Raw genomic sequence first — 26,996 nt, 5'->3', positions numbered from 1 at the left:
TCAGTGTTTACACAGGAGTTGCTCCAGTTCGCTTAATGACGCTACGGTCCAGGTGGGCTGAATGCCCGCTGGCTGCTCGCGGTGGTGCGTATTTAGCCAGCAGGTGGATAGCCCAGCGTTAATGCCGCCAAGAATATCGGACTCTGCGGTGTCACCCACCATCAGCACACGGGAACGGTCAGGATTGCCCGCCTGCTCCAGCGCATGGTCAAAAATACGGGGATCGGGTTTTGCCACGCCAACCTGCTCAGAAATCACCAGCAGGTCGAAATAGTCGCGCAGCCCCGTCCGCTCAAGGCGGATTTGTTGCAACGCCGTAAAGCCGTTAGTAATGATGCCGATTTTCGCTTTACCACGAATCGCATTGAGCAGAGAAACCGCCCCTGGCAACGGCGAGCAGATTTCCGCCATCGCATTGATGAATGCGTCGTTAAGCTGGCCTGGCTCGACCTTCAGGCGTTCAGCCCAGCTCTGGAAACGGGCATGCTGCAGTTGTAATGAGGTAATCGCGCCGTTTTGATAATCCACCCACAGCGGTTTATTTACAGCCTGGTAGTCCTGAAAATCTTCAGCGGTAAAAGTAATGCTATAGTCGAGAAACATCCGCTGTAAGCCGGTAAACGAGTCAAACGTAAACAGCGTTTCGTCGGCATCAAAGAAAATCCAGTCCCACTTCTTCATCATTACACCTTGTCTTACATGCTGATTGGTAATGCCATGATAATGGCATCTTCATGACCATCGGCCGTCGGATAGTAATTGCGCCGGATCGTTGCCTCATTAAAGCCCAGGCTTTCATATAGCGCGATAGCGGCAGCATTTGAGGCGCGCACCTCAAGCCACAGGGTCAAAATGCCACGCTTTTCCAGCTCATCGATCAGGTGCTCCAGCAGCTCACGCCCCAGGCCCCGGCGCTGAAAGTCAGGATCAACGGCGATATTGAACAGCGTAGCTTCATCCAGCACGACCTGCGTAATCGCAAAGGCGGCCATCACGTCGCCAACCCTCAACTGAAAATTGAGGTAGCGATCGCCCTGGTTGCTGGCAAATGTTTTTTCACTCCACGGAAAAGCGTGGGCGCGTTTTTCAATCTGAAATGCTGCAGGTAAATCAGTCGGCTCGAGGGAAGAAATCGTGTTCATATGCGCAGATTTGTTGCCATAACGCGGCGCGGGCCGCTGGGTTTTCCCGTAATTCATTAAACGCAGGACTCGCGACCTGAGCGCCCTCCAGCAGCAGCGGCTCATCGGTTCCCAGCCGCCAGCTATTACAGCGGCTGCCCTGCGGCAGCATGGCGACACGGTCAGGCGTCAGTTGTAAAACCTGATCCGGGCTGACGGTTAATGCGCGTAAAATATCGCTCATCAACGGTTCGGTTAGCGCGGGTAACTGTGCAGCAACCATCACCAAACGGACATGCGCAGGAATTGAAATCGCGATCTCGCCCTGCAGTGCGCCAGGACGACGCAACGACCACTGCGTAATGCCCAGTTGCTGTAACTGCCAGTCTCGTCGGGATGTCATAGCGAAACACTCCTGTAATCAGGGGCGCAAATATAGCAAATTTGTCGAATCCGCGCCATCAAACAACTATAATCCCCCGCTGTACAATTTAAGGAGCACTCCATGTCTGCTTTTACCCCGGCAAGTGAAGTCTTGCTGCGCCACAGTGATGATTTCGAACAAAGCCGTATTCTGTTTGCCGGTGATTTGCAGGATGACCTGCCTGCCCATTTTGAAAGCGCCGCCAGCCGTGCGCACACTCAGCAGCTTCACCACTGGCAGGTGCTTAACCGCCAGATGGGCGACAACGTCCGCTTCAGCCTCGTCGCGCAGGCCGATGACGTCGGCGATAGCGATACGTTAATCTACTACTGGCCGAAGAATAAGCCGGAAGCCCAGTTCCAGTTGATGAACCTTCTTTCGCTGTTACCGGTAGGTACTGATATTTTTGTGGTGGGTGAGAACCGCAGCGGCGTACGTAGCGCAGAGCAAATGCTGGCCGAATACGCGCCGCTGAACAAAGTCGACAGCGCGCGTCGCTGTGGCCTGTACCATGGTCGTCTGGAAAAACAGCCGGTCTTTGATGCCGAAAAATACTGGGATGAATACCAGACCGAAAATCTGACCATCAAAACGCTGCCGGGCGTATTCAGCCGCGACGGCCTGGATGTTGGCAGCCAACTGCTGCTCTCCACGCTGACGCCACACACCAAAGGCAAAGTTCTGGATGTCGGCTGTGGCGCGGGCGTACTCTCCGTCGCGCTAGCCAGCCACTCGCCAAAAGTGCGCTTAACCCTGTGCGATGTTAGCGCCGCCGCGGTTGAAGCCAGCCGCGCAACGCTTGCCGCCAACGGGATTGAAGGTGACGTCATCGCCAGTAACGTCTTTTCTGACGTGACGGGTCGCTTTGATATGATCATCTCCAACCCACCGTTCCACGATGGGATGCAGACCAGCCTCGATGCCGCGCAGACGCTGATTCGCGGCGCAGTGCGCCACCTCAACAGCGGCGGTGAGCTGCGTATCGTGGCGAACGCCTTCCTGCCTTATCCGAAGGTACTGGATGAAGTGTTTGGCTTCCACGAAGTTATCGCGCAGACCGGGCGCTTTAAGGTCTATCGCACCGTCATGACGCGCCAGGCGAAAAAAGCCTGACCGATCCAGGCCGGATAAGGCGTTTACGCCGCCATCCGACGTGACACCGAGCAACGCCGGATAGCGCTAGCGCTCATCCGGCCTGGATAAAACGCCAAACCCCGAAGAAACGCCTTTTTTTTCGGCAATCACGTTAAGTTCGATAATTAACTGTTGACGCCCTGCATAAAATCTCTAGAATTCGCCCCCGTGGTAACGATACTTTTTGAGTGTCGATGGTATGCGAAGGTGGCGGAATTGGTAGACGCGCTAGCTTCAGGTGTTAGTGTCCTTTCGGACGTGGGGGTTCAAGTCCCCCCCCTCGCACCATAATCCACGTTGATATTGCTCGCACTGGGCGAAGGTGGCGGAATTGGTAGACGCGCTAGCTTCAGGTGTTAGTGTCCTTAGGATGTGGGGGTTCGAGTCCCCCCCCTCGCACCAACGAGGCGATATCAAAAAAATAAGATGACTGTGCGAAGGTGGCGGAATTGGTAGACGCGCTAGCTTCAGGTGTTAGTGTCCTTAGGATGTGGGGGTTCGAGTCCCCCCCCTCGCACCAATTATCTTATTCCCCTCTCGGTTTTCTTCCCTGTTTTGTTCATCCCTGATTCCAGTTCATCATTATCAGAACAATGCCGCCGATCAGCGCCGCGCAAGAAGGCAACAACACAAAGTGCCGTAAACGCTTGTGGTACAACATGAGCGAAGTCAGAAGTAATCCTAATACAATCATCGCCTTCCATACGTAGACCGACAGGTCACTAAATGCCATCCCGGCAATAAGTATTCCCGGCAGCAGAACACCCCATCCACTGCCCAGCGTACGTTGCAACATGGTATCACCTATGAAATTGATAATGATAACCAATATCATATGATAAATTTTCTCATTTGTCAGCTATGGGGCACTATCAATTATATGAGTTTTACTTAACGATTGATGACATAAATAATTTAAGGTGATAAATTGCTCGCCGGTTAGCTTTTCAACTAAAAACAATAAAAACCTCAGCGAATGTTACCCCGTTCGTTATTTGTTTTATTTACCAACACACCTTCGTACATTGCAGATAACTAACAATATTTACCTATGACAGTACAATCCTGGCGAACTCTGCGTACCAAAAAATACCAACTCTCTTTACGACTGTTTCTGCTGCTCAATGCTATCTCTGCACTGTTTACGCTTTTTTTCCCACTGTTTGCGGTGAAAGCTCTGTCTGTACCGGCACTGCTGATGCTCGTAATGAGTACATTGTTGCTGGCATGGCATGGGAAATATGCGGACAAAAGAATTAATCTCCCTTTTATTTCAATCGTTTTTGGCTTGCTATGGGCGTTACATATTTTCCTGAAATATAACGCGCTGGGTCATAATGATTATTATTTTCTATTGATCGCCCTTCTCAGCGTGCTGTTTATTGGATCTATCGCTTTTGCCAATAATATCATCGCGTTTACGCTTCACTCATTGCCATCCGTCGCCGTCTGTTTATGGCTGAACGGCAGCGAGCATGGTTTGCGAATTTTCTATTTTATGGCGCTGCCCATGGCCGGGATTGCCATCCAGAATGTAATACAAAAGCGCTACGATGGCTTCGCCCAACAGCTGATGTATAAACTGCTGGAAGAACGGGAAACCCTGAACGGACTCAGCATGCTCGACCCGCTGACCGGTTTGTACAATCGCCGGGGGTTGCAACACAGACTTGATACGCTGCTGGCCCTGAGTAATTCGAAGCACTACGTCCTGCTGCTGGATATCGACCATTTCAAAGCCTATAACGATCACTACGGGCATATGATGGGCGACCAGGCACTGATCCGGGTTTCTGCCGCGATTCGTGACTCCGTGCGTTCCCGGGACGTGGTGGCGCGCTTTGGCGGCGAAGAGTTTATGGTTCTGCTGACCGCAGTCGATCCCCAACAGGCCCAGGCTGCTGCCGAGCGCATTCGCCAGAAAGTGTACGACCTTAAAATTCCCCACATGTTTAATGAGAGCGTGGCAACTAACGTAACCGTTAGTATCGGCATTGCGCCTCTTGTTGAGCAGGATATTGAGGCCGCTATTGCCCGAGCGGATAAAGCCCTTTATGAGGCCAAGAACCTTGGGCGCAACAGCACGCTGGTCAGCGATGAACTGCGGGTAAACTGCCCTTCTGCCTGAGCTATCTGTGCGGTGTCGCCCGAGATGGCGACAAAGATCTTGCCATCGCTCAACGTCAATTATAGGATTGGCAATCATTATCATTAAGATTAACATCCTTATATCGACATGGCTTATCGTTCCGCACCGATCGTTGAAGATGTCATCTGGCGTAGCCATCTCCCGGCAAAGATCCCCTCGCTGGCTGCTGCCGTACGCGCAACGATAGCCAAAACCCGTGAGCACCTGCTGGACTTCATTCGTCTGGACGAAACACCTGTGCCAGGTGCGATGACGCTGCATGAATGGACGCAACCCACGACGTTAAGTTCATTGCTGGCGGTTTATTCAGACCATATTTATCGCAATCAGCCCACGCTGACACGCGAAAATAAGCCGCTGATTTCTCTCTGGGCCCAGTGGTATATCGGCCTGATGATGCCTCCGCTCATGGTAGCTCTGCTGACGCAAAAAGAGGCTATCGATGTCTCTCCTGAACACATGCACGTAGAATTCCACGAAACGGGCCGTGCAGCCTGTTTCTGGATCGATGTGCATCAGGATCACCAGGCCACGGCCCTGTCTCCTCAACAACGTATGGAAACGCTGATTCTTACAGCGCTGACGCCGGTTGTGCAGGCGCTGGAAGCGACAGGCGAGATCAACGCGAAGCTTATCTGGAGTAATACGGGATACTTAATTCACTGGTACTTAACGGAAATGAAGCCGTTGTTAGGTGAAGAACTGTTGAACACGTTGCGTCAGACCTGCTTTTTTGAGAAACAACTCTCCTGCGGCCAGGATAACCCCCTGTGGCGTACCGTTGTTCCACGCGAGGGACTACTGGTGCGCAGAACCTGCTGCCAGCGCTATCGCCTGCCCGATGTTCAACAGTGCGGTGACTGCACGCTGAAGTAAGCGAGGAGCCGTAGCCCCCCGCCAACACTTTATGCAACCTGCTGACTTTCCTCTTCTATACGCTGCGCTTCTTCTTTTTCCTGCGCTAATAGCTGCTTTTCGTAAACCTTAAAGAATGGAAAGTAGATAACAGCAGACACCAGCGCCAGCAGAACAACCAGAATGGCCGCACGATAATCCCAGCCTAACGCCCATGCCGCGCCAACCGGCGCCGGGGCCGTCCAGGGAACGACTGAAATCACTCGCCCAATTAAATCCAGTTTCATCGCCGCCCACGCCAGTACCGCATTCACCATCGGGGCCAGCAAGAAAGGGATAAAGAACACAGGGTTCATGACTATCGGCGTACCGAAAATCACCGGTTCGTTAATGTTAAAAATGCTGGGGACCACGCTCAAACGTCCGATCGAGCGTAGATGGGCCGAGCGACTCCGCAGATAGCAAATCACCAACCCCATCGTCGCGCCGGAACCACCAACCACAATGAAGAACGTCCAGAATGCTTCCATAAAGATATGCGGTAAAGGCGCCCCCTGCGCCAGCGCCGACTGGTTCATCCCGAGATTGGTGAGCCAGAACATTTGCAGCATTCCCGACACAATTGCCGCGCCATGAATGCCGGCAAACCACAGCAGATGGCCGATCAGTACTGCCAAAAGTATCGCCGGGAGAGAATCTGCCGCCGACACCAGTGGTTTAAAGATGGCCATGATGGCCTGCGGGATCAGCATGTCAAACTGCGACTGAATCACCAGGCTCAACGGGTATAGCGTCAGCACCACCACCAGCACCGGGATCAGCAGATCGAAGGAGTTTTTGATCATCGGCGGCACTTGATCGGGTAAACGAATGCCGATGTTGTGCGCCTTCAGGAAGCGCATCATTTCAACACAGTAAATGGCCACCAGGATAGCGGTGAAAATCCCCGTACCGCCCAGGCTATCAACCGGCATCGTGCCTTTGGTTTTCGGTGCAGCAATCAGTAAAAAAGCCATGATCGATAGCATCGCGCACATGAATGGATCTAACTGATGTGACTTCACATAGTGCTTGCCCAGGTTATACGCAATAGCCGCACAGATGTAGACCGACATAATCCCCATCGTCATATCAAACGGTGTAAGGATTTGGCCTTCAAACTGTTTCGCCATATCCAGCCACGCGCGGGCAAACCCCCAGGTCGTATCAGGAGAAAAAGGCGGGTAGGCAAAAACCAGCAAAAACGAGCCTACGATCATAAAGGGCATCGCCGAAATAAACCCATCGCGGATGGCCATCACATGACGTTGTGAAGAAATGCGTCCGGCAACAGGACTGACATAGTTTTCAACAAAGCGGAAAATTACATTAAACACAGCATGATTAGTAGACATAGCCGTTCTCCCGTTGTGCAAAACCCTGCAACCGTGCTGGCATTAACACCACCACGTAAAGCCCATTACCACTTTTCGCAACCGTGCCGGGAGGAACGCCAGCGCTACTGCATTTTGAGTTAAGTTTCATAGTTGGCTCTTATTATGTGATACAGAGGAAGTGACAACTTCAGTATTAATCGTCATTTCAGCATTCTGCAACCGGTTACTGTAACCGGTTTCTTTGATTGTGAAGAGGATCGAAAAACTGCCAATGTTGCCATGTTGTTACATTAAAATATTTACAGCGAGCTTGCCCCTATGACAAATTACGCCATGCGGTTTTCTGCTGTACGCAGCTGCCTGTAGGCGATTTGGAGAGAAGAATGAGTTTGCAATCAGTGCGCCAATTTTTAGCGCAACATGCACCAGATATTGAGATCATCGAATTAGATCAGAGTACCGCTACCGTCGATCTGGCAGCAAAAGCCCATAACGTCGAACCCGGTCAGATCGCGAAAACGCTTTCGTTGAAGGTCAGGAACGACATTATTCTGGTCGTCGCCAAAGGTGATGCCCGACTGGATAACAAAAAGCTAAAGAGTACGTTCGGCGCCAAGACCCGTATGTTGAGTAGCGATGAGGTGGTGAACGCGACGGGTCATCCCGTTGGCGGCGTTTGCCCTTTCGGACTGGAAACGCCGATTGCGGTGTACTGCGACGTCTCGTTAAAGCATTACGCTGAAGTGCTTCCCGCCGCAGGCGCCATCCACAGCGCTGTTCGAATCACGCCGGAAAGGATGGCTGAGCTGACTTCCGCCACCTGGGTGGATGTGTGTCAGTGAGGCTTCATGCCCCGTGCCAGTAGCAAAACCCGGCACGGGGCGATCTGACATGACCCCTTAAGAAGCAGCCTGCAGGAAAGGCGCCGGTTCACCTGCACGCAGATACAACAGAATATCTGCCGCATCCAGCAGTCCGGCATCTGAGCTCACGCCAAGTTTCGACATCACATTAAATTTATGTGCCCGAATAGTTTTAATATTCCGCTCAAGCTGCACAGCAATCTGCGGCATTGAATAGCCATTCGACATAAAGCGCAGTATTTCGCGTTCTGTCGGACTGAGCATCCGGCTTTGATTGATATACCAATGGTTTTTCGAACCTTCGGTTCCTCGGCTGGAGCAATTCAGTGCCGTAAATAGCGCGTCCTGAAGTACCGTTAACGAGGAAGATTTACTCACAACACCATCTAGCGGCAAGGGTGACAGAGAGCCAATTAAGCGCGCCTCCGCATCATCATCGGCAATGACCACACGCTTGATGCGCGGAAAATTAATCGCCAGCTCAGTCAGATAGGCGAGGCCAGCTCTGCGATCGGTTCTGATTGCAGAGAGAGAGAAAATAACTGCCGAAAATGGCGTTTTTAACATCGCCTGACTAAAGGCTGGCTGATTAGAAAAAAGATGAAGTTTATATCGGTCATCCGGCATGGTATTAAATAAACTCTTAATACCCACACTACTCATCGCGCACTTTTCTACCAGTGCGACGTTTCTTTTGATGCTTCTGCTTTCCATTCCGTGGTCTCTCCATAAACTGAAGGTAAATTCAGTTCTCGTGATCCTTGAGAACTGTTTATCCATGCGTACATTTCTGCATTGCTGTGTATTGATAAGCGACGCATAGCGCTGTTCTTTTGGGCACTGATTGTTTTATTGCTTTTCTTCAGCAATGTCGCAATCTGATTAATTCCCCAACCTTTTCCCAGCAGTCTCAGCACTTTTCTCTCCGAGAGCGTAAGTACAATTGAGCGGGCGCTATGGTCTGCTAACTCTGGCATCACGGGCGGAGAGAGCAGCGACTTGCTAATTCTCTCAGCACGAGTATTTCCTGCGTGAATAACATTCACTAAACTTTCAATCGGCTCGGCATCAGATAACAGCGAACTGACAGGACACATCAGCAGCTCAATGGCCAGAGGATAAAAAATACGGGAAACGAGAAATACCCAGTGAATATCACGGTATTGAGATAATAAAGAGTAATATTGTTCGCAGACTGAACGTGGATGATTACAGTCTCCGGATAAATCAGCAACCACCAAATCAGCGCACCGCAGCTGCAACAATGTCAGTTCTTCAACGGAACGACAGTAGGTAAGTTCGTAATCAGCGAACTGCCCCTGCATTACACCTTTAAGTCCGGTTTGTACGATTGGTAATTTACTAATAATAATTGCGTTTTTGCAGCGTCCTGGCAACATATCTCCTCCACACTCACCAGTCCGTATTCGCACTTATTAAAAATTTCCTGATAAATTAAAAATATTAATTAACAGAAAACCTCTAAACAATAGACGAGGTGAATTGTTTATCCTTGGCTTTTATTAAAATATAAAGTAATGGCGCTACAATCCCAATAGCGTCAAACTATTGAACCATTATTACAAAATTACGCATAAATACATTCTATGTACAATTAAAAGAACTACAATAGAACATTAGCGTTGCTTACGTATTTGCCATCCTGATAAATAACACTACATTTTCATAATGTGTTGTCTTTATTGATAAGCAGGTAAGGCGTCCAGGCGTGTAAGACCTGCGTCTTTTTTCGACGCAAAGATTGATCTTAGCCAGAGCCAACAGGATCATGCTTCATGATAAAAAGAAGGCATCCTTCATGCAAAGAGATCCTTATCAGTCAGAGCGAGCCATGCAAACAGAGCAGTCGTCACAGCGAACGGTTACACGGTTATGTATTCAATGCGGTCTTTTTTTACTTCAGCATGGGGCAGAAAGCGCGCTGGTTGACGAGCTATCCACCCGCCTCGGGCTGGCGCTTGGCATGGACAGCGTAGAAAGCGCTATCTCTTCTAACGCTATCGTCCTGACCACCATTAAAGATGGGCAGTGCCTGACCTCAACGCGAAAAAATCAGGATCGCGGGATTAACATGCACGTCGTGACGGAGGTGCAGCACATCGTTATTCTCGCGGAACACAAACTGCTGGATATTAAAGGCGTTGAGAAACGCTTTAGCCAGATTAAACCGCTGCGCTATCCAAGATGGCTGGTCGCCTTGATGGTCGGCTTGTCCTGCGCCTGCTTTTGTAAACTCAATAACGGCGGATGGGATGGCGCGGTGATCACCTTTTTCGCCAGCATGGTGGCGATGTATATCCGCCAGATTCTGGCGTCCCGGCATTTGCACCCGCAAATCAACTTTTGCATCACCGCGTTTGTGGCGACCACGATTTCAGGCCTGCTACTGACGTTGCCGACGTTTAACCACACTCCAACCATCGCCATGGCCGCCAGCGTACTGCTGCTGGTTCCGGGCTTTCCGCTGATCAACTCCGTCGCGGATATGTTTAAGGGACACATTAATACCGGGCTGGCCCGCTGGGCGATTGCCAGCCTGCTGACGCTGGCGACCTGCATTGGCGTCGTCATGTCGATGACCTTATGGGGGCTGCGCGGATGGGCGTGATCGATTTCATTTTGGTGCTGATGCAGGACATGATCCTGTCTGCGATCCCGGCGCTCGGCTTTGCCATGGTATTTAACGTACCGCATCGGGCGCTCCCCTGGTGCGCGTTACTCGGCGCGCTTGGGCACGGTTCGCGAACGGTGATGATGAGCACTGGGTTTAATATCGAATGGTCGACCTTTATGGCGTCATTGCTGGTCGGCTGCATTGGGATCCAGTGGTCACGCTGGTATCTGGCACATCCGAAAGTCTTCACGGTTGCGGCGGTGATCCCTATGTTCCCTGGGATCTCCGCCTACACAGCCATGATCTCGGCGGTAAAGATCGGCCATTTTGGCTACAGCGAAGCGCTGATGATCACCCTGTTGACCAATTTCCTCAAAGCCTCATCAATTGTCGGCGCGCTCTCCATCGGGCTGTCCGTTCCGGGATTATGGCTGTATCGCAAACGCCCGCGCGTGTAGCGGCACGCTTTTTTAGCACCTCGCAGAGAGGGGAATCACCTCCTCATCTGCTGCTCTCCTTCTTCTCTGTGTTACTATAAAAGCAGTCCCCTTCTCGGTTGTTGTTCAGTATTGAGAAACATTATGCCCAGCAAAATTTTGACGCCGGACGTCACTAGCATTGACGCCTTACTACACGATCACCACGCGGTGCTGGCCAGGTCTGCAGGCGGTGCCGTAGCCGTTTTCGCCAATAACGCGCCAGCGTTTTACGCGGTGACGCCTGCACGACTGGCCGAGTTGTTGGCGCTTGAAGAGAAGCTGTCACGCCCGGGAAGCGATGTGACGCTGGATGCACAATTTTATGAAGAGCCGCAAGCCGCCCCCGTTGCCATACCAATGGGGAAATTTGCGATGTACGCTGACTGGCAGCCCGATGCCGACTTTCAGCGCCAGGCCGCCCTGTGGGGCGTGGCGTTAAGAGAACCGGTCACCGCTGAAGAACTGGCCTCATTTGTCGCCTACTGGCAGGCCGAAGGCAAAGTTTTTCACCATATTCAGTGGCAGCAAAAACTGGCGCGCAGTATCCAGATTGGCCGGGCCAGCAATGGCGGAATGCCGAAGCGCGATGTGAACAGCGTCAGCGAGCCTGACAACCATATACCACCGGGTTTTAGAGGATAACGATGAAAAACGTTGGCGACCTGATGAAACGTCTGCAAAAAATGATGCCGGCTAATGTCGAGCCTGCCTTTAAAACGGGCGAGGAGCTGCTGGCATGGCAAAAAGAACAAGGTGAAATTCGTGCCGCAGCCCTGGCCCGCGAAAACCGGGCCATGAAAATGCAGCGCACTTTCAACCGTTCCGGGATCCGTCCGCTGCATCAGAACTGTTCGTTCGATAACTATCGGGTGGAGTGCGAGGGCCAGATGAACGCCCTGAGCAAAGCCCGTCAGTACGTTGAAGAGTTTGACGGCAATATCGCCAGCTTTATCTTCTCCGGCAAGCCCGGCACCGGTAAAAACCATCTGGCCGCCGCCATCTGCAACGAACTGCTGCTGCGCGGCAAGTCGGTGCTGATCATTACCGTGGCTGATATTATGTCGGCGATGAAAGAAACCTTCACTAATCGTGAAACCAGCGAAGAACAGCTACTCAACGATCTGAGTAACGTAGATCTGCTGGTGATCGACGAGATCGGCATGCAAACCGAATCGCGCTACGAAAAAGTGATCATCAATCAGATCGTCGATCGCCGCTCGTCTTCAAAACGACCAACAGGCATGTTAACCAACAGTAATATGGATGAAATGAACAAACTGCTGGGCGAGCGGGTAATGGACCGCATGCGGCTTGGCAACAGCCTGTGGGTAATCTTTAACTGGGAAAGCTACCGTAGTCGGGTAACCGGTAAAGAGTATTAACGTATTAGGACCACTCCTAAGACTGCCAGCGCTATACTGCGCTGAAAAGGCATAACACGAGTTGCATATAATGATGAAAACACCCCAACGTCTGCTGTGCTGTGCGCTTGCCGCCAGCACGCTCATCTCCACCAGCGTTTTTGCTGCCTCCTGGCAGGATTCACTCTCCAGCGCGGCCAGCGAACTGAGCAAACAAAGCTCCGGCTCGCAGGGCAGCTCGTCGCTCTCTTCCCTGACCAGCCTGCTGAATGGCAGCAATCAGTCGCTGACTTCCAGCAGTATGAATAACGCCGCTGGGATCCTGGAATATTGTGCGAAACAGAAGCTGGCCTCGGTCACCGACACGCAAAACGTCAAAAACCAGGTGCTGGATAAACTGGGGCTCAGTGCTCCTGAGCAGAAGCAAGATACCAACTATATGGACGGTATTCAGGGTCTGCTCAACGCCAAAGATGGTCAACAACTGGACCTGAACACGATTGGCAATAGCTCGCTGGCGAAGCAGGTAAAAACCAAGGCCTGCGATCTGGTGTTAAAACAGGGTATGAACTTCATTTCCTGATGCACGACATGCCGCGTATTACCTGCGCGGCATCAGTTTTTTACCCCATTACATTCACACGTCAAATAACCAGTAAATCCCCTGCAAAAAACACGCATATCTAAACCAATTCTGAATAACAACGTAATTTAATGTCACTACAATTGCAGCAATATAACATCGCTATTACATTGTGCTTTCCCCTAATGATTAGCCTGCCAGGCATGTGCCCGGTTTATTGAGGATCGACCGTTGTCAGAATTAATCTCCATCACTCTGTTTCTCGCTTCAGTGCTGATTTACGCCTGGAAAGCGGGTCGCAACACCTGGTGGTTTGCCGCCACATTAACGGTGCTGGGGATTTTTATTGTCTTGAATATCACGCTGTACGCCAGTGACTATTTCACCGGCGACGGGATCAATGACGCGGTACTCTACACGCTGACCAACAGCCTGACCGGCGCGGGGATTGGAAAATATATTTTGCCAGGGGTCGGCATCGCGCTGGCGCTGACGACGGTTTTTGTCGCTCTCGGCTGGATCCTACGCCGCCGTCGCCATCATCCGCATCATGTGGGTTACAGTCTGCTGGCCCTGCTGCTGGCGCTGGGCTCCGTTGACGCCAGCCCGGCGTTTCACCAGATAACCGAACTGGTGAAGTCGCAGTCGCGCGATGGCGATCCGGATTTCCCAACGTATTATAAAGAGCCATCGAAAACCATTCCCAACCCCAAGCTGAACCTGGTTTATATCTACGGCGAAAGCCTCGAACGCACCTATTTTAACAATGACGCGTTCCCGGAACTGACCCCAGAACTCGGCGCGTTGAAAAATGAAGGTCTGGATTTCAGCAACACCATGCAGCTTCCGGGCACCGATTACACCATCGCTGGCATGGTCGCCTCCCAGTGCGGTATTCCGCTGTTTGCGCCATTTGAAGGCAACGCCTCGGCGTCGGTCTCAAGCTTTTTCCCCAACAATATCTGTCTGGGCGATATCCTGAAAAACTCCGGCTATCAGAACTACTTTGTGCAGGGGGCCAACCTGCGCTTTGCCGGCAAAGACGTGTTCCTGAAATCTCACGGCTTTGACCATCTGTATGGCGCAGAAGAGTTAAAAAGCGTGGTGGCGGACCCGGCCTATCGCAACGACTGGGGCTTCTACGACGATACCGTACTGGACGAAGCGTGGAAAAAATTCGAAGAGCTTTCGCGCTCGGGCCAGCGTTTTTCACTGTTTACGCTGACTGTGGATACCCATCATCCGGATGGATTTATCTCACGTAGCTGCAACCGTAAACGTTATGACATCGACGGGAAGGCCAACCAATCGTTCAGCGCGGTCAGCTGCAGTCAGGAAAATATTGCCGAATTTATCAATAAAATCAAAGCATCGCCATGGTTTAAAGATACCGTAATCGTGGTTTCTTCCGATCATCTGGCGATGAACAACACCGCATGGAAGTATCTGAACAAGCAGGATCGCAACAACCTGTTCTTCGTGCTGCGCGGCGACCAGCCGCAGCAGGACACGCTGGCGGTGAAGCGTAACACGATGGATAACGGCGCAACGGTACTGGATATTCTCGGCGGCGATAACTTTATCGGACTTGGTCGCAGCAGCTTGTCGAGCGAATCCGTGTCGGAAGTGTTCCTGAACATCAAAGAAAAAATGCTGGCGTGGAAGCCCGATATTATCCGTCTGTGGAATTTCCCGAAAGAGATGAAAGAGTTCACCGTCGACCAGGACAAAAACATGATCTCTTTCTCCGGTAGCCACTTCCGCCTGCCGCTGCTGCTGCGCGTGTCGGACAAACGCGTCGAACCGCTGCCGGAAAGCGAATACTCGGCCCCGCTGCGCTTCCAGTTGGCGGATTTCGCACCACGCGATAACTTCGTCTGGGTCGATCGCTGCTACAAAATGGCGCAACTATGGGCGCCGGAGCTGGCGCTCTCTACCGACTGGTGCGTATCGCAGGGTCAGTTAGGCGGGCAACAAATCGTGCAGCACGTTGACAAAGCCAAATGGAAAAGCAAAACCGTCTTTAAAGACACGGTGATCGACATGGAGCGCTACAAAGGTAACGTCGATACGCTGAAAATTGTCGATAACGACATTCGCTACAAAGCCGATAGCTTCGTCTTCAACGTGGCGGGCGCACCTGAAGAGGTCAAACAGTTTAGCGGCATATCACGCCCCGAATCCTGGGGACGCTGGTCCAATGCGCAGCTCAGTGAAGAAGTGACCATCGAATACAAGGCCCCACTGCCGAAGAAATTCGATCTGGTCATCACCGCGAAAGCCTTCGGTGACAACGCCAATCGTCCGATCCCCGTGCGCGTTGGCAACGAGGAACAGACGCTGGTGTTAGGCCATGACGTCAGCACCACCACCTTGCATTTTGATAACCCGGCGGATGCCAATACGCTGGTAATTGTCCCACCCGATCCGGTCGCCACCAACGAGGGCAATATTCTCGGCCACTCGCCGCGTAAGCTGGGGATCGGGATGGTTGAAATCAAAGTAGTAGCTCAGGGTTCGTAACATGATAGGCCTGATAGCGCTTCGCTTATCAGGCCTATCGTTAACCCCATTTATTGCCTGAAAAAAAACAGCGCCCAACACCACACCGGGCGCTGCATGGCAACCTTATTCCAGACCGTTCACCGCCTGGCGCATACCCTGCACCAGAATCATCTCGAGGTTAGCCGTCACCTGTCCGGCAAGCCCTGGCAGCAACGTTAAATCTTCACCCCAGTGCGCCGTATCGCCGAGCACGGCATCCACCAGTTCACCCAGCGTTAAATCATTGCCTACTCGCGGCCACAGGCTGGCATACAGGCTTACCCACTGTTCATCATCCTGTATCGGATAGCGTTCCCCGTCGCGCTCTGCACGATAAAACGCCAGCAGCGCAGCGAGGGCAAACGTTAACCGCACGGGCCAGCGCCCATTTCGCTGACCCGCCAGCAGTTGCGGCAAAATTCGGGTACGGAATTTAGTCATGCCGTTTAGCGCAATGGAAAGCAACTGGTGACGAATGTAAGGGTTCTGAAAACGCCCGCTTACCGCGTCGGCAAATTCTCGCAGTTCATCCGCCGGAAGATCCAATACCGGTATAATTTCCTCGCCAATCGCCCGCTCGACAAAGCGGTGAACATCGGCATCCCGCATCGCCTCACCGACGGTCTCCAGTCCGCACAGCCACGCCACCGGCACCAGCGCCGTATGCGCGCCATTGAGAATGGCGACCTTGCGCTCTTTGTACGGTTTGATATCGCTCACCACCCGGATATTCAGCGGACACTGCACCAGCTTCAGCTCCTCTGCCAGCCACTGCGGCCCCTGGATCACGAACAGATAAAAATGCTCCGCGGTATCGAGAAACGCATCGTGATAGCCAAGCGTCGCTTCCAGCGCGGCAGCTTCTTCACGCGGGTAGCCAGTAACAATGCGGTCGACCAGCGTCGAACAGAAGGTGTTCGCCGTTTCCACCCAGTCGGCAAACGCCGGAGGAAGCTGCCACTCATGCGCATACCGCAGCACCAGCGTTTTGAGCGCCTCACCGTTATAGTCGATCAGTTCGCAGGGGATAATCACCCAGCCCTTATCCACCGCCCCCGCAAAATGGTTAAAGCGCTCCAGCAGCAGTCGCGTCAGTTTGGCCGGAAAACTCACCGGCGGGGCATCATCCACGCAGTCTGCCGCGTGATAGCTAATTCCGGCTTCAGTGGTATTCGAAAACACAAATCGGATGTCCGCATTGTGCGCCAGCGCCAGATACGCCGCGAAATCCTGGTACGGATTGATTTCGTTATTCACCGAACGGATAAGCCGCGCTTCGCTCACCGCTTCGCCCTGCTCGTTAAGCCCGCGTATCAGCGTGGTATACAGCCCGTCCTGGGTATTCAGCGACGGCGGAAAATCAGTATTGATCGGGCGAACGATGGTCACGCCAGCATTCAGAGTGGTGTGCTCGTTGAGGATATCCAGTTGCCAGTCGATAAACGCCCGCAGGAAGTTTCCTTCACCAAACTGGATCACGCGCGTTGGGTAGCTGGCCCCCGGAAAATCACGTCGATTCAATGTGTTCATCGCAATTACCCTCTCAGAACGTGATCACGCCTTTAATCAGCTCACGGTTGTTAATAACATCCCGCTCGTAGATTTCTGCCAGTGTGGCAAACGCGTAACGGTGCGTGAGCATCATGTCGGCGGTCAGTTTGCCTTCCGACATCAGACGGCCCACTTTGGCGAAATCTTCCGGCGTGGCGTTGCGACTGCCCATCATGGTGGTCTCTTTCTTGTGGAACTCGGGGTCAGAGAACTGCAAATCACCTTTGAACAGCCCAACAAAAACGATGCTGCCGCCATGGCGAATCAAATTCACCGTGTTGTTCATCGCATGCTGGTTTCCCGTGGCATCAATGACCTTTTGCGCCAGCGAACCGCCAAACTGAGCGCGCAGCTGCGCATCAAAATCTTCAGCGGATGGGTCGATAACCGGGAGTCCCAACCGGGAAGACACGTGCTCCCGACGCGCGGGACTGGTATCGGCGACCACCACCTGTGCGCCATCGGCTTTGGCAATCGCCGCTGCGCCCAGACCAATCGGACCAGCACCGACCACCAGCACCTGCTCACCTGGCGCCACCGCCGCCCGACGTACCGCATGCGCGCTGATGGCGTAAGGCTCAATCAGCGCCGCCGCCTGCGGGTCAATCCCCTGCGCGTCCAGTAAGTTGGTCACCGGAACGGACAGATATTCACTGAAACCACCATCCTGATGTACGCCAATCACCGAAATCTTCTCGCAGCAGTTGGTACGTCCGCTCAGGCATGCCGGACACTGCTGGCAGGCCACGTAAGGAATAACCGCCACCTGCTGACCATTTTTCAGATTCTGTATATTTTTTCCCAGCCCGACAATTTCCCCACATATTTCATGACCTAATACACGTGGGTAGCTGAAAAAAGGCTGATTGCCGCCCCAGGCATGAATATCGGTACCACAAATCCCTACCGATTTAATTTTTATTAATGCTTCGCCCTCACCCGGAATAGGTATTTCGCGTTCTTTCCAGACTAATTTTTTAGGTTCCTGGCAAATCAACGTATTCATCGTAGACATGATTCTGCTCTCCTGTTTTTTTGTTGCCTCAGATATCAACGAAAATAAAAAAGCCGGAGAAAGCAGAAACACAATCTGTGAATTCCAACGCATAAAAATGTTTTAAATCGGGTTTTAATAGGCAAAAAGGAGAAACCATGAGCCGTTCGCAGAACTTACGTCACAATGTGATTAACCAGATTATCGATGATATGGCGCGTGGTCATATCCCTTCCCCTCTCCCATCGCAAAGCGCATTGGCGGAGATGTACAACATCAGCCGCACCACAGTGCGCCATATGCTGAGCCACTTAGGCGAGTGCGGCGTGCTGACCCAGGTCGGCAGCCACTATGTCATCGTGCGTAAACCCGACAATGACGACGGTTTTGCCTGCACCACCGCCTCCATGACCGAGCAAAACCGGATTTTTGAGCAGGCGTTTTTCACCATGATCAACCAGCGCCAGCTGCGTGCAGGCGAGAGCTTCTCCGAACTGCAGCTTGCCAGAGCCGCGGGCGTCAGTCCGGTAGTCGTACGGGAATATCTTTTAAAATTCGAACGTTACAACCTGATCAAAAACGAAAAACGCGGTCAGTGGAGCATGAAGCAGTTCGATCAGGCCTATGCGGAGCAGCTGTTTGAACTCAGAGAAATGTTGGAAACCCATTCCCTGCAGCATTTTCTCAATCTGCCGGATGATGACCCGCGCTGGCTGCAGGCTAAAACGCTGCTGGAACGCCACCGGATCCTGCGCGACAGCATCGGCAGCAGCTTTCGTATGTTCTCGCAGTTAGACCGTGAGTTTCATGCCTTGCTGCTCTCTGCTGCCGATAATATATTTTTCAATCAATCACTTGAAATCATCTCCGTGATTTTCCACTTCCACTATCAGTGGGATGAGAGCGACCTCAAACAACGCAACATCATTGCCATCGATGAACATATGACCATCCTCAGCGCGCTGATCTGTCGCAGCGACCTGGATGCCACCCTGGCGCTCTGTAACCATTTGAATTCAGCCAAACAATCGATGATTCGCTCCATCAACCAGAGTCATAGCGCCGCCCATTAAGTACCGATAAAAAACAGCAAACCATTACCGGGAGCACGATTTTATAAAAATAAAAACGCCTGAAAAATACCTCTTGCCTATGCTCACGCTAAGTCGACTGCATTAAAAACTTTTGTGAGCGGTGATGAGCGAATTGATTCATCACTGGTATTTTTTTCAATACTGCACAGCCCGGCTGTGTGAAAAATAAATTATTGAGGTTCAGGAGTCCGGCGTGGAAAAAAATAATATTACCCTCGACCCGAGTTCTTCGTTTGGCACGTCGTCATCTGCGGATATTAATGTTCCGCCTGAGGGCATGGTGCAACGCAGTAGCCGAATAAAACGTATTCAGACCACAGCAATGATTTTATTATTTTTTGCTGCGGTGATTAATTACCTAGACCGCAGTTCATTATCGGTCGCCAACTTAACAATTCGGGAAGAACTGGGGCTGAGCGCCACGCAAATCGGCGTCCTGCTGTCGGTCTTCTCTCTCGCTTACGGTATTGCGCAACTGCCCTGCGGCCCGCTGCTGGATCGTAAAGGTCCGCGCATTATGTTAGGACTCGGGATGTTCTTCTGGTCGCTGTTTCAGGCGATGTCCGGCATGGTGCACAGCTTCACACAGTTTGTGCTGGTGCGTATCGGGATGGGGATTGGCGAAGCGCCGATGAACCCGTGCGGCGTAAAGGTGATCAACGACTGGTTTAACATCAAAGAGCGCGGTCGCCCGATGGGGTTGTTTAACGCCGCCTCGACCATCGGGGTTGCCATTAGCCCGCCGATTCTGGCCGCCATGATGCTGGTAATGGGCTGGCGCTGGATGTTTATTACTATCGGCGTGCTGGGTATTTTTCTCGCCATCGGCTGGTACATGCTGTATCGCAACCGCGAGCAAATTGAGTTGAGCGCCACGGAACAAGCGTACCTGAACGCCGGCAGCGTCAATGCCCGCCGCGATCCGTTAAGCTTTGCCGAATGGCGCAGCCTGTTTCGCAACCGTACTATGTGGGGCATGATGCTGGGCTTTAGCGGCATCAACTATACCGCATGGCTATACCTGGCCTGGCTGCCGGGCTACCTGCAGACCTCCTATAACCTGGATTTAAAAAGCACCGGCTTAATGGCGGCGATCCCGTTCCTGTTTGGCGCAGCCGGCATGCTGATTAACGGTTTTGTCACCGACTGGCTGGTGAAAGGCGGTATGGCGCCGATTAAGAGCCGAAAAATTTGTATTATCGCCGGGATGTTCTGCTCTGCGGCCTTCACCTTCGTCGTGCCGCAGGCAACAACGTCGATGGCCGCCGTGTTACTGATCGGTATGGCGCTGTTCTGTATCCACTTCGCCGGCACCTCGTGCTGGGGCCTGATCCACGTCGCCGTCGCCTCACGCATGACCGCTTCCGTGGGCAGTATCCAGAACTTTGCCAGTTTTATCTGCGCGTCGTTTGCGCCGATCGTCACCGGATTTATTGTTGATACCACCAACTCTTTCCGTCTGGCGCTGATCATCTGCGGCTGCGTCACCATGGTGGGCGCCCTCGCCTACATCTTCCTGGTTCGCCAACCCATCAGCGATCCGCGTAAAGATTAATCCTTCAGATGCCCGATAACACCGCGCTTATCGGGCATGTTATGCTCCTCGTATGAACATCACCTTGCGCGCGACTACTCTGGCAGACACTGCCGCTCTTCCCGCCATCGAACGATCTGCGGGGCAACGTTTTTTACTCATCCCCGAACTGGCGTGGATTGCTGACGACCAGATTATATCGGCTGCTCAGCATCGGGCATTTGCCGCCGCAGGCATGAGCTGGCTGGCGCTGGTCGATGCGCGTCCGGTCGGTTTTTTGGTTGCCGAAGCGCTGGGGTCATCGCTGTTTATTGCTGAACTTTCACTGCATCTGGAGTGGCAGGGAAAAGGAATTGGCCGCAGATTGCTTGACTATGTTGCCAAACAGGCGCGTGAGAAAGGATATACGTCGCTCACGCTAACCACCTTCCGCGGTGTGCCGTGGAATGCGCCATTGTACGCGCGACTGGGATTTGAAATGCTGGCTGACGAGACGCTTTCGCCGGAATTGCGCGAAAAAAGAGCTGAAGAAGCGGCGCACGGGCAGACGTACGAACTACGCTGCGCCATGCGCCTGATGTTGCGTTGATTGCCCGGTGGCGGCTACGCCTTATCCGGCATCACAGGTCTAGAACGTTTCCCAGTTATCCCCGGCATCCGTTACCGCAGCTTTACGCGGCTGGGCCGTTGAAACCGGTTTAGCGGCGGCAACGTCACGCGCGCGCTGTTGGTCATGCTGAATACGGAACACGGCAACGGCCTGGGTCAGACGGCTGGCCTGCTCTTCCAGCGCCGCAGCGGCGGCGGCGGATTCTTCCACCAACGAGGCGTTCTGCTGCGTCACGCGATCCATCTCAGCGACAGCCAGACCGACCTGGTCGATACCGCGGCTCTGTTCATCAGAAGCAGAGGCGATTTCACCCATGATATCGGTCACGCGGGTTACCGCATTGACGATCTCATCCATGGTTTCACCGGCGCTTTCAACCAGCGTTGAACCCACATCCACACGGCTGACCGAGTCTTCAATCAGGCTCTTAATCTCGCGCGCGGCCTGCGCACTACGCTGGGCCAGGTTACGAACTTCACCCGCAACCACCGCAAATCCACGGCCCTGCTCGCCCGCACGTGCAGCTTCTACCGCGGCGTTGAGTGCCAGAATATTAGTCTGGAAGGCAATGCCGTCGATAACGCTGATAATGTCGGCGATTTTCTGCGAACTGGAAGCGATGTCGCGCATGGTTTGCACAACATTATCCACCACTTTGCCGCCTTTCTGCGCGGTTTCAGAAGCGCTCAGCGCCAGATGGCTGGCCTGACGCGCGTTTTCGGCGTTCTGCTTCACGGTCGCCGTCAGTTGTTCCATGCTGGCCGCAGTTTCTTCCAGAGATGCGGCCTGCTGTTCGGTACGCGAGGAGAGATCGTTATTCCCCATCGCAATCTCGCTGGCCCCGCTGTAAATCGCGTTGGCACCGTTACGTACGTCACCCACGGTATTCATCAGCTCACCCTGCATGTGACGCAGGCTTTCCGCCAGTTGTCCAATCTCGTTGGAACCTTCCACCTCAATACGCTTCACCAAATCGCCGCTGGCGATATGACGAATGCTGTCGATCAGACGGTTCATTGGGGAGATAAGGGTCAGTTTGATACCAAACCACACCGCAATAATCGCCGCCAGTACGGTAATCAGCACGCAGATCAGCACCCACATCGCCTGGCTGTAAGAGCTGTTGTTATCTTCCACCGCGATGTCATACAGGCGATCGTTCTGCTGCATGTAACTCATGTACTGCTTCTCAAAGCCATCCTGATAGCTCTGCGTCGGTTGATCAAAGAACGCGTTGATCTTCCCGTCACCCAATAACTGGATCAGCTCCGCCAGCGCGCCGTGGTAGATGTCATAGGTGCGATTAATCTCCTGGAACGCGGCTTCGCTTTGGCGCGGATCGCGCGGGAGCGACTCGTAAATCGCCCAGTTTTTTTCCGTCAGCTTCAGCGCCGTGCTGGCTACCTGCATCAGTTCGGCAACGGTCGCGCCGCTGCCGATATTGCTCTGATCCATCATGTAGCGAATGCCCGCCCGGTTCAGGGTATTACGCGTTTGCAGCAGCTCAACCCAGGTGGCGTTCAGCGCAGACTGTTGCTGGCGAATGGTTTGCAGAACGGTAAAGTTCTCTTTGTCATTCTTAAGTGAGTTAAAAAACAAGCCGCCCGAGGCGAGCTGTAAAAGGCCAAACAGCGCCAATACCAGCAGTAAGCTGGTAACAATCTTCATTCGTTTTAACATGTTTTCTCTTTCCGCTAGACAGATGTCAGAATTTTCGGCCTGGAAAGGGAAAACTTTATGAAATTCGTGCTAGTTGAATCGATCTCAGCATCGACGATTCGTCGATCCCCACCGCCAGCCAAAGATCTAAACGGGTTTATTAGTGATCTCAATCACATAAATTTCCCCGCTCATCCCCACTACTTACCGCTCACTGACATTTGGGACCGCTTAAGCTGACATACAACCGTTCACTTATTTACCTTACTTTACGCGCGTAATTCTCTGGCAAGATCCCCCCAACATAGCAGTCAAATAACCTCCTCAAACACAAGATCAAACCCACGCGGCTTCGGCCAATTATTAATAGGTACCCTAGATAATTCGAGTTGTAAGAAGGCGGCAAATGAGGGAATCCTCAGGAGCTTACAAAAGTAAGTGGCTGGGGTGAGCGAATGAAGCCAACGCACATACAACTTGAAGTATGACGGGTAAAAAACCAGGTTTTACTATGGATACGAAAAAGTTATTCAAGCACATACCCTGGGTGATTCTCGGAATCATCGGTGCATTCTGCCTCTCGGTAGTGGCATTACGTCGGGGTGAACACATCAGCGCCCTGTGGATCGTGGTCGCCTCAGTTTCTGTTTATCTGGTGGCCTATCGTTACTACAGCCTTTATATCGCCCAAAAGGTGATGAAACTTGACCCGACGCGTGCCACGCCGGCGGTCATCAACAATGACGGTCTGAACTACGTTCCAACCAACCGTAACGTATTGTTTGGTCACCACTTTGCCGCTATCGCAGGTGCGGGTCCGCTGGTTGGGCCGGTACTGGCTGCGCAGATGGGCTACCTACCCGGTACGCTGTGGCTGCTGGCAGGCGTCGTGCTGGCCGGTGCGGTACAGGACTTCATGGTGCTGTTTATCTCTTCCCGCCGTAACGGCGCATCTCTGGGTGAGATGATCAAAGAAGAGATGGGCCCGATCCCAGGAACCATTGCGCTGTTCGGCTGCTTCTTAATCATGATCATCATCCTCGCGGTACTGGCGCTGATCGTGGTAAAAGCGCTGGCGGAAAGCCCGTGGGGTGTGTTCACCGTCTGCTCAACCGTACCTATCGCACTGTTCATGGGGATCTACATGCGATTCCTGCGTCCGGGGCGTGTGGGTGAAGTGTCGGTGATTGGTATTGTGCTGTTGGTAGCCTCAATCTACTTCGGCGGCGTGATTGCGCACGACCCGTACTGGGGCCCGGCGCTGACCTTTAAAGACACCACCATCACCTTTACCCTGATCGGTTACGCGTTTATCTCTGCGCTGCTGCCGGTATGGCTGATCCTCGCCCCGCGCGACTATCTGGCTACTTTCCTGAAAATCGGCGTTATCGTCGGTCTGGCGGTGGGGATTGTTATCCTCAACCCGGAACTGAAAATGCCGGCAATGACGCAGTACGTTGATGGTACTGGCCCGCTGTGGAAAGGCGCTCTGTTCCCGTTCCTGTTCATCACCATCGCCTGTGGTGCGGTATCTGGCTTCCACGCGCTGATTGCTTCCGGTACCACGCCGAAGCTGCTGGCCTGTGAAACCGATGCGCGCTTTATCGGTTATGGTGCGATGCTGATGGAATCCTTCGTGGCGATTATGGCGCTGGTTGCTGCGTCTATCATCGAACCGGGTCTGTACTTCGCGATGAACACCCCGCCTGCGGGCCTTGGCATCACCATGCCGAACCTGCATGAAATGAGCGGCGAAAACGCACCGCTGATTATGGCGCAGCTGAAAGATGTTACCGCACATGCGGCAGCGACCGTCAGCTCCTGGGGCTTCGTGATTTCGCCTGAGCAGATCCTGCAGACCGCGAAAGACATCGGTGAACCGTCCGTTCTGAACCGAGCAGGTGGCGCACCGACGCTGGCCGTGGGTATCGCTCACGTGTTCCACAAAGTGCTGCCGATGGCTGATATGGGCTTCTGGTATCACTTCGGTATTCTGTTTGAAGCGCTTTTCATCCTGACCGCACTGGATGCCGGTACGCGTTCTGGCCGCTTTATGCTGCAGGATTTACTGGGTAACTTCGTGCCGTTCCTGAAGAAAACCGACTCTCTGGTTGCGGGCATCATCGGTACTGCGGGCTGCGTCGGCCTGTGGGGTTATCTGCTGTATCAAGGCGTTGTTGACCCGCTGGGCGGCGTTAAGAGCCTGTGGCCGCTGTTCGGCATCTCTAACCAGATGCTGGCTGCCGTGGCGCTGGTTCTCGGCACCGTGGTGCTGGTTAAAATGCAGCGCACCAAATACATCTGGGTTACCGTGGTTCCGGCAGTATGGCTGCTTATCTGCACCACCTGGGCGCTGGGTCTGAAACTGTTCAGCACCAACCCGCAGATGGAAGGCTTCTTCTTCATGGCGAGTCAGTACAAAGAGAAGATCGCTAACGGCGGCGAACTGACCGCGCAGCAGATTGCAAACATGAACCACATCGTCATCAACAACTACACCAACGCAGGTCTGAGTATTCTGTTCCTGGTGGTGGTGTACAGCATCATTTTCTACGGGTTCCGTACCTGGCAGAAAGCCCGCTCCATCAACGGTCGCTCTGATAAAGAGACGCCGTATGTACCGGTGCCGGAAGGCGGCGTGAAGACCTCTTCACACCACTAACCTGAAGCCGGGTGGCGCACGCTTACCTGGCCAGGATCACTTAGTGCCGCAGTTAACGTAGGCCGGATCAGGCGCAAGCCGCCATCCGGCTTTATTCATTAACAGGACGATAGAATGTTTGGTACTTTAGGTCAGGCAAAAAAGTATCTCGGTCAGGCGGCGAAGATGCTGATTGGTATTCCGGACTACGACAACTACGTCGAGCACATGAAGACCAACCATCCCGATAAGCCGTACATGACCTACGAAGAATTCTTCCGCGAGCGCCAGGAAGCCCGCTACGGTAGCGGCGGAAGCAGTTGCTGTTAGAAGGAGAAGTGAATGACCCCGATTGCAGTTACCCTACTCACCGGTTTTCTTGGCGCGGGTAAAACCACCCTGCTGCGCCATATTCTCAACGAGCAGCACGGTTACAAGATTGCTGTTATCGAAAACGAATTCGGCGAAGTCTCGGTGGACGATCAGCTGATTGGCGATCGCGCCACGCAGATCAAAACCCTGACCAACGGCTGCATTTGCTGTACCCGTTCCAGTGAGCTGGAAGACGCACTGTTAGATCTGCTCGACAACCTCGACAAAGGCACCATCAATTTCGACCGTCTGGTGATCGAGTGCACCGGCATGGCCGACCCCGGCCCGATTATTCAGACCTTTTTCTCCCATGAAGTGATTTGCGAACGCTACCTGCTGGACGGCGTAATTGCGCTGGTTGACGCGGTACATGCTGATGAACAGATGAACCAGTTCACCATCGCCCAGTCGCAGGTAGGCTATGCCGACCGCATCCTGCTGACCAAAACCGACGTCGCTGGTGTTAGCGAAAAGCTTCGTGAGCGCCTGGCGCGCATCAATGCCCGCGCCCCGGTGTATACCGTCACGCATGGCGACATCGACCTCTCCCTGCTGTTCGACACCAACGGTTTTATGCTGGAAGAGAACGTGGTCAGCGCCAAACCGCGCTTCCACTTTATTGCCGACAAGCAAAACGATATCTCCTCGATCGTCGTCGAGCTGGATTACCCGGTGAACATCAGCGACGTGTCGCGAGTGATGGAAAACCTGCTGCTGGAATCCGCCGAGAAGCTACTGCGCTACAAAGGCATGCTGTGGATTGAAGGCGAGCCGAACCGCCTGTTATTCCAGGGCGTCCAGCGCCTGTACAGCGCCGACTGGGACCGCCCGTGGGGCGACGAACAACCGCACAGCCTGCTGGTGTTTATCGGCATTAACCTGCCGGAAGACGAGATCAGAGCCGCGTTTGCGGGATTGAAGAAGTAATCCCCTGCTGAATTGCCCGGTGGCGCTACGCTTACCGGGCCTGGAAATTCCACCTTCCCATAGGCCGGATAAGGCGCAGCCGCCATCCGG

The 26,996-nt window shown here is 53.1% G+C and carries 27 protein-coding genes and 3 tRNA genes; 19 read left to right on the top strand and 11 right to left on the bottom strand.

The genetic code is table 11. The features are described 5' to 3' along the window. The 3 genes from yjjG to holD are packed head-to-tail and all read right to left on the bottom strand — an operon-like array spanning window position 1 to window position 1,524. Window positions 1-681 carry a pyrimidine 5'-nucleotidase gene (yjjG, locus tag OGV77_RS09945; protein ID WP_043018332.1) on the bottom strand — a complete coding sequence of 227 codons (681 nt, stop codon included), beginning with the start codon at window positions 679-681 and terminating at the stop codon, window positions 1-3. Between the two features lie 14 nt (window positions 682-695). Next, on the bottom strand, window positions 696-1,142 hold the full coding sequence (rimI, locus tag OGV77_RS09940) for a ribosomal protein S18-alanine N-acetyltransferase (RefSeq protein WP_043018331.1): 447 nt from the start codon (window positions 1,140-1,142) through the stop codon (window positions 696-698). Beyond that, window positions 1,111-1,524, bottom strand: coding sequence for a DNA polymerase III subunit psi (gene holD, locus OGV77_RS09935; RefSeq protein WP_047406371.1), 414 nt, complete (start codon window positions 1,522-1,524; stop codon window positions 1,111-1,113). The genes rimI and holD overlap by 32 nt, the downstream gene beginning before the upstream one ends. Before the next feature lie 102 nt (window positions 1,525-1,626). Between holD and rsmC the strand changes: the two genes are divergently transcribed. From rsmC to OGV77_RS09915, 4 genes are all read left to right on the top strand, one after another. Continuing rightward, entirely contained in the window at window positions 1,627-2,658 is a 1,032-nt protein-coding gene (rsmC, locus tag OGV77_RS09930) for a 16S rRNA (guanine(1207)-N(2))-methyltransferase RsmC (RefSeq protein WP_043018329.1), read from the top strand. 222 nt (window positions 2,659-2,880) lie between these two features. After that, a tRNA-Leu gene (locus tag OGV77_RS09925) sits at window positions 2,881-2,967 on the top strand. Between the two features lie 28 nt (window positions 2,968-2,995). After that, a tRNA-Leu gene (locus OGV77_RS09920) sits at window positions 2,996-3,081 on the top strand. Window positions 3,082-3,113: 32 nt separating this feature from the next. Further along, window positions 3,114-3,199, top strand: a tRNA-Leu gene (locus tag OGV77_RS09915). 39 nt (window positions 3,200-3,238) lie between these two features. Here the strand turns inward: OGV77_RS09915 and OGV77_RS09910 are convergent. After that, a complete protein-coding gene (locus tag OGV77_RS09910; RefSeq protein WP_043018328.1) occupies window positions 3,239-3,514 on the bottom strand; it encodes a DUF1435 domain-containing protein in 276 nt (91 codons plus the stop codon). Between the two features lie 216 nt (window positions 3,515-3,730). On the opposite strand from OGV77_RS09910, the gene OGV77_RS09905 reads away from it, so the two are divergent. Together OGV77_RS09905 and fhuF are read left to right on the top strand one after the other, a co-directional pair. Then, window positions 3,731-4,807 carry a GGDEF domain-containing protein gene (locus OGV77_RS09905; protein ID WP_087050980.1) on the top strand — a complete coding sequence of 359 codons (1,077 nt, stop codon included), beginning with the start codon at window positions 3,731-3,733 and terminating at the stop codon, window positions 4,805-4,807. Between the two features lie 108 nt (window positions 4,808-4,915). Continuing rightward, window positions 4,916-5,704: a siderophore-iron reductase FhuF gene (fhuF, locus tag OGV77_RS09900; RefSeq protein WP_043018326.1), complete on the top strand. Its 789-nt coding sequence runs from the start codon at window positions 4,916-4,918 to the stop codon at window positions 5,702-5,704. Between the two features lie 29 nt (window positions 5,705-5,733). Here fhuF and OGV77_RS09895 read toward each other — a convergent pair whose 3' ends face one another. Beyond that, complete coding sequence (locus OGV77_RS09895) at window positions 5,734-7,077, bottom strand: PTS sugar transporter subunit IIC (RefSeq protein ID WP_043018325.1); 1,344 nt, start codon at window positions 7,075-7,077, stop codon at window positions 5,734-5,736. Then, on the bottom strand, window positions 7,067-7,207 hold the full coding sequence (locus OGV77_RS09890) for a hypothetical protein (RefSeq protein WP_170928017.1): 141 nt from the start codon (window positions 7,205-7,207) through the stop codon (window positions 7,067-7,069). Before OGV77_RS09890 ends, OGV77_RS09895 begins: the two co-directional genes overlap by 11 nt. A 235-nt stretch (window positions 7,208-7,442) precedes the next feature. On the opposite strand from OGV77_RS09890, the gene OGV77_RS09885 reads away from it, so the two are divergent. Then, window positions 7,443-7,901, top strand: coding sequence for a YbaK/EbsC family protein (locus OGV77_RS09885; protein ID WP_087050979.1), 459 nt, complete (start codon window positions 7,443-7,445; stop codon window positions 7,899-7,901). 57 nt (window positions 7,902-7,958) lie between these two features. Here the strand turns inward: OGV77_RS09885 and bglJ are convergent, their stop codons facing one another. Both bglJ and OGV77_RS09875 read right to left on the bottom strand, forming a co-directional pair. After that, a complete protein-coding gene (bglJ, locus tag OGV77_RS09880) occupies window positions 7,959-8,636 on the bottom strand; it encodes a DNA-binding transcriptional activator BglJ (RefSeq protein ID WP_051642787.1) in 678 nt (225 codons plus the stop codon). Then, on the bottom strand, window positions 8,597-9,322 hold the full coding sequence (locus tag OGV77_RS09875; protein WP_087050978.1) for a helix-turn-helix transcriptional regulator: 726 nt from the start codon (window positions 9,320-9,322) through the stop codon (window positions 8,597-8,599). The genes bglJ and OGV77_RS09875 overlap by 40 nt, the downstream gene beginning before the upstream one ends. A gap of 452 nt (window positions 9,323-9,774) precedes the next feature. Here OGV77_RS09875 and OGV77_RS09870 point away from each other — a divergent pair, with 452 nt between their 5' ends. From OGV77_RS09870 to opgB, 6 genes are all read left to right on the top strand, one after another. Continuing rightward, window positions 9,775-10,551: a threonine/serine exporter family protein gene (locus OGV77_RS09870; protein WP_043018522.1), complete on the top strand. Its 777-nt coding sequence runs from the start codon at window positions 9,775-9,777 to the stop codon at window positions 10,549-10,551. Then, window positions 10,542-11,015 (top strand): threonine/serine exporter, encoded by a 474-nt coding sequence (locus OGV77_RS09865; RefSeq protein ID WP_047406380.1) that lies wholly within the window; start codon window positions 10,542-10,544, stop codon window positions 11,013-11,015. Before OGV77_RS09870 ends, OGV77_RS09865 begins: the two co-directional genes overlap by 10 nt. A gap of 123 nt (window positions 11,016-11,138) precedes the next feature. Beyond that, the gene (dnaT, locus tag OGV77_RS09860) at window positions 11,139-11,678 is read left to right on the top strand and encodes a primosomal protein DnaT (RefSeq protein WP_043018320.1); all 540 of its coding nucleotides are present in this window, start codon (window positions 11,139-11,141) and stop codon (window positions 11,676-11,678) included. 2 nt (window positions 11,679-11,680) lie between these two features. Beyond that, window positions 11,681-12,418, top strand: coding sequence for a replicative helicase loader DnaC (gene dnaC, locus OGV77_RS09855; RefSeq protein WP_087050976.1), 738 nt, complete (start codon window positions 11,681-11,683; stop codon window positions 12,416-12,418). A gap of 70 nt (window positions 12,419-12,488) precedes the next feature. Then, a complete protein-coding gene (locus OGV77_RS09850; protein WP_043018318.1) occupies window positions 12,489-12,980 on the top strand; it encodes a YjjA family protein in 492 nt (163 codons plus the stop codon). Between the two features lie 231 nt (window positions 12,981-13,211). Then, window positions 13,212-15,503 carry a phosphatidylglycerol--membrane-oligosaccharide glycerophosphotransferase gene (opgB, locus tag OGV77_RS09845; protein ID WP_087050975.1) on the top strand — a complete coding sequence of 764 codons (2,292 nt, stop codon included), beginning with the start codon at window positions 13,212-13,214 and terminating at the stop codon, window positions 15,501-15,503. Between the two features lie 105 nt (window positions 15,504-15,608). Here opgB and OGV77_RS09840 read toward each other — a convergent pair whose 3' ends face one another. Both OGV77_RS09840 and OGV77_RS09835 read right to left on the bottom strand, forming a co-directional pair. Further along, window positions 15,609-17,054, bottom strand: a complete 1,446-nt coding sequence (locus tag OGV77_RS09840) for a tagaturonate reductase (RefSeq protein ID WP_087050974.1) — start codon at window positions 17,052-17,054, stop codon at window positions 15,609-15,611. A gap of 13 nt (window positions 17,055-17,067) precedes the next feature. After that, a complete protein-coding gene (locus tag OGV77_RS09835) occupies window positions 17,068-18,090 on the bottom strand; it encodes a zinc-binding alcohol dehydrogenase family protein (protein WP_032942306.1) in 1,023 nt (340 codons plus the stop codon). Window positions 18,091-18,227: 137 nt separating this feature from the next. Here OGV77_RS09835 and OGV77_RS09830 point away from each other — a divergent pair, with 137 nt between their 5' ends. The 3 genes from OGV77_RS09830 (at window position 18,228) to OGV77_RS09820 (ending at window position 21,286) form a co-directional block, all read left to right on the top strand. Beyond that, window positions 18,228-19,142: a GntR family transcriptional regulator gene (locus OGV77_RS09830; RefSeq protein ID WP_087050973.1), complete on the top strand. Its 915-nt coding sequence runs from the start codon at window positions 18,228-18,230 to the stop codon at window positions 19,140-19,142. Window positions 19,143-19,356: 214 nt separating this feature from the next. Then, the gene (locus tag OGV77_RS09825; RefSeq protein ID WP_003845612.1) at window positions 19,357-20,718 is read left to right on the top strand and encodes an MFS transporter; all 1,362 of its coding nucleotides are present in this window, start codon (window positions 19,357-19,359) and stop codon (window positions 20,716-20,718) included. Between the two features lie 52 nt (window positions 20,719-20,770). Beyond that, the gene (locus OGV77_RS09820) at window positions 20,771-21,286 is read left to right on the top strand and encodes a GNAT family N-acetyltransferase (protein WP_087050972.1); all 516 of its coding nucleotides are present in this window, start codon (window positions 20,771-20,773) and stop codon (window positions 21,284-21,286) included. A 39-nt stretch (window positions 21,287-21,325) separates the two neighbouring features. On the opposite strand, the gene tsr is transcribed toward OGV77_RS09820, so the two are convergent. Continuing rightward, on the bottom strand, window positions 21,326-22,987 hold the full coding sequence (gene tsr / locus OGV77_RS09815; RefSeq protein WP_043018314.1) for a methyl-accepting chemotaxis protein: 1,662 nt from the start codon (window positions 22,985-22,987) through the stop codon (window positions 21,326-21,328). A 490-nt stretch (window positions 22,988-23,477) separates the two neighbouring features. Here tsr and btsT point away from each other — a divergent pair, with 490 nt between their 5' ends. The 3 genes from btsT (at window position 23,478) to yjiA (ending at window position 26,906) form a co-directional block, all read left to right on the top strand. Then, window positions 23,478-25,628 (top strand): pyruvate/proton symporter BtsT, encoded by a 2,151-nt coding sequence (gene btsT / locus OGV77_RS09810; protein ID WP_043018313.1) that lies wholly within the window; start codon window positions 23,478-23,480, stop codon window positions 25,626-25,628. A 114-nt stretch (window positions 25,629-25,742) separates the two neighbouring features. Continuing rightward, window positions 25,743-25,937, top strand: coding sequence for a YbdD/YjiX family protein (locus tag OGV77_RS09805; protein WP_003830038.1), 195 nt, complete (start codon window positions 25,743-25,745; stop codon window positions 25,935-25,937). A gap of 12 nt (window positions 25,938-25,949) precedes the next feature. Beyond that, window positions 25,950-26,906, top strand: a complete 957-nt coding sequence (yjiA, locus tag OGV77_RS09800) for a GTPase (RefSeq protein ID WP_043018312.1) — start codon at window positions 25,950-25,952, stop codon at window positions 26,904-26,906. Window positions 26,907-26,996 lie beyond the last annotated feature (90 nt).

This window comes from Citrobacter sp. Ce129 (genome assembly GCF_030334545.1).
Taxonomy (GTDB): Bacteria; Pseudomonadota; Gammaproteobacteria; order Enterobacterales; family Enterobacteriaceae; genus Citrobacter; species Citrobacter europaeus.
This window is presented reverse-complemented; position numbering and strand designations above follow the sequence as displayed.

What these genes read in the sequence shown, in the direction of transcription:
- OGV77_RS09890 (WP_170928017.1), bottom strand. Translation starts at nt 7,207, where the DNA reads ATGAAACTTAACTCAAAATGCAGTAGCGCTGGCGTTCCTCCCGGCACG.
- OGV77_RS09840 (WP_087050974.1), bottom strand. Translation starts at nt 17,054, where the DNA reads ATGAACACATTGAATCGACGTGATTTTCCGGGGGCCAGCTACCCAACG.
- yjjG (WP_043018332.1), bottom strand. Translation starts at nt 681, where the DNA reads ATGAAGAAGTGGGACTGGATTTTCTTTGATGCCGACGAAACGCTGTTT.
- bglJ (WP_051642787.1), bottom strand. Translation starts at nt 8,636, where the DNA reads ATGGAAAGCAGAAGCATCAAAAGAAACGTCGCACTGGTAGAAAAGTGC.
- holD (WP_047406371.1), bottom strand. Translation starts at nt 1,524, where the DNA reads ATGACATCCCGACGAGACTGGCAGTTACAGCAACTGGGCATTACGCAG.
- OGV77_RS09905 (WP_087050980.1), top strand. Translation starts at nt 3,731, where the DNA reads ATGACAGTACAATCCTGGCGAACTCTGCGTACCAAAAAATACCAACTC.
- OGV77_RS09865 (WP_047406380.1), top strand. Translation starts at nt 10,542, where the DNA reads ATGGGCGTGATCGATTTCATTTTGGTGCTGATGCAGGACATGATCCTG.
- rsmC (WP_043018329.1), top strand. Translation starts at nt 1,627, where the DNA reads ATGTCTGCTTTTACCCCGGCAAGTGAAGTCTTGCTGCGCCACAGTGAT.
- OGV77_RS09870 (WP_043018522.1), top strand. Translation starts at nt 9,775, where the DNA reads ATGCAAACAGAGCAGTCGTCACAGCGAACGGTTACACGGTTATGTATT.
- dnaC (WP_087050976.1), top strand. Translation starts at nt 11,681, where the DNA reads ATGAAAAACGTTGGCGACCTGATGAAACGTCTGCAAAAAATGATGCCG.
- fhuF (WP_043018326.1), top strand. Translation starts at nt 4,916, where the DNA reads ATGGCTTATCGTTCCGCACCGATCGTTGAAGATGTCATCTGGCGTAGC.
- OGV77_RS09805 (WP_003830038.1), top strand. Translation starts at nt 25,743, where the DNA reads ATGTTTGGTACTTTAGGTCAGGCAAAAAAGTATCTCGGTCAGGCGGCG.
- OGV77_RS09835 (WP_032942306.1), bottom strand. Translation starts at nt 18,090, where the DNA reads ATGTCTACGATGAATACGTTGATTTGCCAGGAACCTAAAAAATTAGTC.
- rimI (WP_043018331.1), bottom strand. Translation starts at nt 1,142, where the DNA reads ATGAACACGATTTCTTCCCTCGAGCCGACTGATTTACCTGCAGCATTT.
- dnaT (WP_043018320.1), top strand. Translation starts at nt 11,139, where the DNA reads ATGCCCAGCAAAATTTTGACGCCGGACGTCACTAGCATTGACGCCTTA.
- tsr (WP_043018314.1), bottom strand. Translation starts at nt 22,987, where the DNA reads ATGTTAAAACGAATGAAGATTGTTACCAGCTTACTGCTGGTATTGGCG.
- OGV77_RS09820 (WP_087050972.1), top strand. Translation starts at nt 20,771, where the DNA reads ATGAACATCACCTTGCGCGCGACTACTCTGGCAGACACTGCCGCTCTT.
- OGV77_RS09895 (WP_043018325.1), bottom strand. Translation starts at nt 7,077, where the DNA reads ATGTCTACTAATCATGCTGTGTTTAATGTAATTTTCCGCTTTGTTGAA.
- OGV77_RS09885 (WP_087050979.1), top strand. Translation starts at nt 7,443, where the DNA reads ATGAGTTTGCAATCAGTGCGCCAATTTTTAGCGCAACATGCACCAGAT.
- yjiA (WP_043018312.1), top strand. Translation starts at nt 25,950, where the DNA reads ATGACCCCGATTGCAGTTACCCTACTCACCGGTTTTCTTGGCGCGGGT.
- OGV77_RS09910 (WP_043018328.1), bottom strand. Translation starts at nt 3,514, where the DNA reads ATGATATTGGTTATCATTATCAATTTCATAGGTGATACCATGTTGCAA.
- btsT (WP_043018313.1), top strand. Translation starts at nt 23,478, where the DNA reads ATGGATACGAAAAAGTTATTCAAGCACATACCCTGGGTGATTCTCGGA.
- OGV77_RS09850 (WP_043018318.1), top strand. Translation starts at nt 12,489, where the DNA reads ATGATGAAAACACCCCAACGTCTGCTGTGCTGTGCGCTTGCCGCCAGC.
- OGV77_RS09875 (WP_087050978.1), bottom strand. Translation starts at nt 9,322, where the DNA reads ATGTTGCCAGGACGCTGCAAAAACGCAATTATTATTAGTAAATTACCA.
- OGV77_RS09830 (WP_087050973.1), top strand. Translation starts at nt 18,228, where the DNA reads ATGAGCCGTTCGCAGAACTTACGTCACAATGTGATTAACCAGATTATC.